Here is a 4509-nt window from a genome sequence, read left to right as displayed (position 1 = left end):
TTTCCAGAAGTTCCAGCAGCCTTCCCCGCAACTCCCGACACTCTTTTCTGCGTTTGGCGTCCATCATCATCAGAGTCATGATGGAGTGTTTCCGTCGATAGATCGCGCGGGGCTCGAAGCGGCCTTCGATAAAGTAGGGCAAAATGTCCGCCAGAGAATCGCTCTGAACTCTGACGCGGTGATTGTGGATGATTTTGAAGAAACGTTGTCCATCCTTTTTCCATGCGGCGAACAGATACGGACTCTTCAGGCGGCGGTCCAGGGCGTTCTTGGTTCGGGATTGAACTTCCGCCCGGTCCTGCATGAAGTAGAGCGTGGCGTCTTGCTCGCCTCCATTCGGCTTGTGCCAGACTCCGCGAAGCGTTTCCAGCGGTACGGTGTTTCCGTCGAATTCGGGCCGCCACACCAGACACAGGGCGTAACCCTCTTTCAGAAGTTCCGCCGGATCGTGAACCGGCGTGATCGCGTAAACATCCTCCTCCGAAAGAAACTGCGGATTTCGTGTGAAAGTGAAGTGAAGCTGCATCGTTTTTGCCCTCTGTCTGATGGTTGAATATGAAAGTCCCGATTTATGATAAAGATTTTCCAGGCTCCGTCAAGTTCCCGGAATTCGGACTTGACCTTATGTTCCGGGTATTTATCCTGCCCTTCGGACAAAAGACCGAAAAAAGGCGACGGCAAATGGACGATTTGAAAATCTTTTACGAGTGCTTGCCGCATTCACTGCGCCGCAACTGGTGTTGGCAGATGTGGAAACCTTCCATCATTTCCGGGGACTGGCCGCGACGTGTCAGACGCCAGGAACAGGAGCGTCGCTATCTGGATTTGCTGAAATTCGGTTTGGAGAATCGCTTTAAGGCGCTTTATGGGCCGCTGGCAGACAAAAGCTACCCCACGTTTCTGTGGAATCTGGCGCAGGCCGTTGAGTTTCGAGAGGTTGATCTGCGTTCACCGCTCCATTTCAATACGCATAACGCAGATCGTCAGCTTCGGGCATGGCTGGACCGGAGTTTTCTGGATTTTCCGTTGCCGGCATGGTGCTATGGACTTTGGAAACACCCGATGTCCCGTTTTGAAGTCAAGGCTCTGTGCCGGTTGGGGCAAGGAGTTTCGCCGCGCGACGTGTTGAAGTTGAGCAAACAGGAAAACTGTTGGTTTCATCAGCTTCCGGAGCGTTTTTCTTCCCTTTCGACAGGGTGTTGCTTTTGTATTCTCCAAAGTCACCGCCATTCAACCGCTGAGGCGATGGCAATTGCTGAAGTGCTCAACGGGGCCTGCCGTTATCTTGAATGGCCGGTTTTTCTTCATGTTGTCCGCACTGTTTCCGAATGGCTGGCTTGTCAGAAGTTCACGCTGAGGGAATTTCAAATTCCGGTGTACTACTGGCGGACACAGGGACTTTTCAACGAACATTTTACCTTAAAGGACCGGTCTTTCCGTTCGGTATGTCAGGAGGCTGACGAGTGGCTGTACGGAATTCGCCGTCCGGAAGTCCTCCGGTTCTGGCCGTCGCACGGGTTCTCGTGGGTGCGGGAAAATCCCGACATCATCTTTGACGAACTTCTCAACTCGGATGCGCTTTTCCGGGAAGGCCGCCAGTTACATCACTGTGTCGGCTCCTATCTGGATGCCTGTCGGCGCGGCCATTGCGCCATCGTCTCGATGCGTTCGCTGGATGGGAAACTCTGCGCCACCCTCGAAATCGAACTGCCCGGCAGGATTCTCGTCCAGGTAAAGGAAAGCTGCAACCGGCAGCCTTCGGCAGTTGTCTGTCGCCACATCAAAGCCTATGTCGAAGCTGTGGGATTGTCCTGGAAAAAGTCGGCATGAAATCCGGTTTCCTGGGCAGCTTTCGCACCTGCGAACTCTCTTCTTCCGGAGCGTCAGCTTCCGCCCCCTGAAACGGTTCGGACGCCCTGAAAGGACCTGCCGATAAATAAAAAACGCCGGGAAAGGCTTTAAGCACCACTTCCCCGGCGGCAAAAGGTCAATCGTTTTGCGGTTCATCAGTTTGCGGCTCGTTCCCCGGAGGGTTGTCGCCCTGCGCTTCGCCGTCATCCTGCGGCTCTTTGTCCTGCGGAGGTTCTTCCTTCCTGGTCCTCGGTTCTCCCCAGGCGAAAATATCGACCAGATCGTCACACAGATGCCAGCGGCGAGCACGGACATAGCGCGCCTTTCGCGGCTTGGATTTGATCACAACCTCTTTGGTGTGATCGTTCGGGTGAACTCTCACCTCAATACCGGGACCGCGTTCCAGAATGCCTTGCCGGAAGTCCCGATCGGCTTCCTCCTTGCTTCTCCGGTAAAACTGCGGCTTTTCAGGTTCTTCGTCTGCCGGAAAGCTGCAAACAGATTTTCGATTTCTGACCATGATAAATTCCCCTGTGTTTAAGTTTTTTGGTTGTTGAATAAAAGTTCTGTCAATTCTACCTCAACCGTCCATCTTGCTTCCTCCTCTCTGGTTTGAACTCCTGTTGACGGCAACCACTGCAACAGCTTGCCCGTCTTGGTATTTTGGAGCCACGGGAAGGGCCATAGAGACCGCAATCCCGGCATCGACCCCGGCGAAGGCTTTTGCGCAACGGAGACGGTTTTCTGGTGTCTTTTCGAGCTCAGGCTTCCTCATGAAGCGGTCCTCCAGTCGCCGGATTGAAGTTCAAAGCCTCCTCCCAGTTGAGCGGTTCGTAACCCCAGGCCGCCCAATCTTCATCGGAAATCGAAAGGTCAGCGGCGTCGAAAGCGGCCTCTTCCGCCAAAGTCAAGGCTGAAATCTGATGCTGCTGAAGAAAGCCTTTGGAAAAGCCGAAGGTCTTCTGGCCGAAAGGAGCCTCCTTGGTATCGACCTTGGCGATGTAGGAAACCCACTCGATCGCGTCGGCGAGATTGTCGAGCTTGGCGGAAACCTTCTTGCCCCAGAAGAAACTGTCTCGCAATGGAGGATTGCACCTGACCCGCCTGACATCGTCCTGCAAACGCCTGGAGAGCAAGCAATTCAAATGGCTGGCAATCCCGGAAGCGGACTGGATGAACTTGCCGTGGATGATGACGAAGATGTGGAAATGAACGTGGCCGCCACTGGCAAAATCGCCTTTCTCGCGCCCCCAGAGATATTCGGCTGGAACTCGGTGGTTCTGCATGGTTCGCCGCCAGCTTTGAAGGGTTCCGGTCAGAAAGTCGTTGGCCTGAAGTGTGAAAGTTGAGGGGAAGTTGACCGTGAAGTGGCAGACGTAAAGTCTTCCGTGGCTGACACTCCACATGTAATCGAAAATCTGATGGATCGCGGCCAAGATTTCCGCCCGGCTCCCTGATGGACTTTGATAGATTCGGGTTTCGTTGTAAGTTTCTTCCCGATGGATTCTGGGTTTTCCCATAGTTGCTTGCTCCTGTAATGTTTTGTTTCTTTCTCAATAAAATAATAACAACAGTCAGAGAAGTTTTTGTTTTGATTATGGTTTCTTCTGCTTGCGCTTTAAGTCTGTTTAAAGTTTGTTTCAGGTATCGGCTTAGGGGGGGCTCCTTTGAGAGGTCTGCTTTGCTTTTTGGTGTTTTCTCTTTTTGTGCTTTGTCTTGGGTTGTCCTTTGTGTGTTGTTTTGCCTTTTCTCTTGTGCTTTGCTTTGGATTTTCTTGCTTGTGAGATGCTTATTTTTTTGATAGATACAATTGATACAATAAAAACAACAAACTCTAAAACCCCCGCTTTCTCCGCCTGAGTTTGAGGGGAAAGCCTTTTCAACGAAAGTATCTGAATCAAGGAGGTCTGAAAATGGATGTCAGGATCAAGGGAACGACGGTCAATCTGATCGCAAAGCTGCTGCACCCGCTGGCCGAAGCCGGAGTGTTGAGCATCCCGGAGGAAAGGGAGGTGATCGCGCAGTTGCGAAACCTGGCGAAGAACGGCGAGACGATTCCTGCAATACTGCCGAAGCTGATCGACCAGCCGGAAGCTGCCGAAATGCTCGGAATCAGTCTGGCGAACTTCAAAAAGCTGGAACGAAACGGAGCCTTTCCATTTCGACGGAAGAAGATCGGCACAGCGGTACGATACCGTAATTCCGACATCATCAAGTTCATCCTTACGGAAGAAGACTTGTCTTCCGGCAGTGGGACGGCTGAATTTGAAATATAAGTGAACTGAGACACTTGAGACACTTGAAATTTACCTTTAAGAGAACTTTTAAACAGGGGCGGAGACAGTTGAGACGTCAGTAAATTATCTTTGGAAAACGCTTGGACAAAACGAACCAAGTTTCCGTTAGAGTTTTAAAGGTGCTGAAGTAACGTCTCAACCGTCTCCACAAGTTTTAAGTTGTAGAGCCCCTTGAAACTTTTCCCACAACCTTCTTGCTTTATCCTGAGGGTAGAGACTCTTTACATACGGGAGGACACAAGAGTCTCTCCTTCCACAAGAATTTCTTTAAGAAAGCAAAAAAATCGAGATCAACAGTCTTTCCGAATTCTGATTCCCTCATAGCCGCGCTTCAGTGTGTTGCCCCGGCTGATTCGGTGGC

5 protein-coding genes are annotated in these 4509 nt (G+C 51.5%); 2 read left to right on the top strand and 3 right to left on the bottom strand.

The window, feature by feature from the left end:
• Positions 1-526, bottom strand: a 526-nt coding sequence (locus C8D82_RS20345; RefSeq protein WP_133245324.1) for a hypothetical protein, incomplete at its 3' end; no start/stop codon positions are given.
• A gap of 29 nt (positions 527-555) precedes the next feature.
• On the opposite strand from C8D82_RS20345, the gene C8D82_RS20340 reads away from it, so the two are divergent.
• Complete coding sequence (locus C8D82_RS20340) at positions 556-1830, top strand: PcfJ domain-containing protein (RefSeq protein ID WP_116886125.1); 1275 nt, start codon at positions 556-558, stop codon at positions 1828-1830.
• 157 nt (positions 1831-1987) lie between these two features.
• Here the strand turns inward: C8D82_RS20340 and C8D82_RS20335 are convergent, their stop codons facing one another.
• Positions 1988-2371: a hypothetical protein gene (locus C8D82_RS20335; protein WP_116886124.1), complete on the bottom strand. Its 384-nt coding sequence runs from the start codon at positions 2369-2371 to the stop codon at positions 1988-1990.
• Positions 2372-2612: 241 nt separating this feature from the next.
• Positions 2613-3371 carry a YagK/YfjJ domain-containing protein gene (locus C8D82_RS20325; RefSeq protein WP_116886122.1) on the bottom strand — a complete coding sequence of 253 codons (759 nt, stop codon included), beginning with the start codon at positions 3369-3371 and terminating at the stop codon, positions 2613-2615.
• A 393-nt stretch (positions 3372-3764) separates the two neighbouring features.
• On the opposite strand from C8D82_RS20325, the gene C8D82_RS20320 reads away from it, so the two are divergent.
• Positions 3765-4127 (top strand): helix-turn-helix transcriptional regulator, encoded by a 363-nt coding sequence (locus C8D82_RS20320; RefSeq protein WP_116886121.1) that lies wholly within the window; start codon positions 3765-3767, stop codon positions 4125-4127.
• Positions 4128-4509: the final 382 nt, after the last annotated feature.

Source organism: Victivallis vadensis, assembly GCF_003096415.1.
Taxonomy (GTDB): Bacteria; Verrucomicrobiota; Lentisphaeria; order Victivallales; family Victivallaceae; genus Victivallis; species Victivallis vadensis.
Note: the sequence above shows the minus strand (reverse complement) of the source record. Positions and strands in the feature narration are given on the sequence as shown.

Excerpts from the sequence above, each read along its gene's own strand:
- C8D82_RS20340 (WP_116886125.1), top strand. The coding sequence starts at position 556 with ATGAAAGTCCCGATTTATGATAAAGATTTTCCAGGCTCCGTCAAGTTC.
- C8D82_RS20335 (WP_116886124.1), bottom strand. The coding sequence starts at position 2,371 with ATGGTCAGAAATCGAAAATCTGTTTGCAGCTTTCCGGCAGACGAAGAA.
- C8D82_RS20325 (WP_116886122.1), bottom strand. The coding sequence starts at position 3,371 with ATGGGAAAACCCAGAATCCATCGGGAAGAAACTTACAACGAAACCCGA.
- C8D82_RS20320 (WP_116886121.1), top strand. The coding sequence starts at position 3,765 with ATGGATGTCAGGATCAAGGGAACGACGGTCAATCTGATCGCAAAGCTG.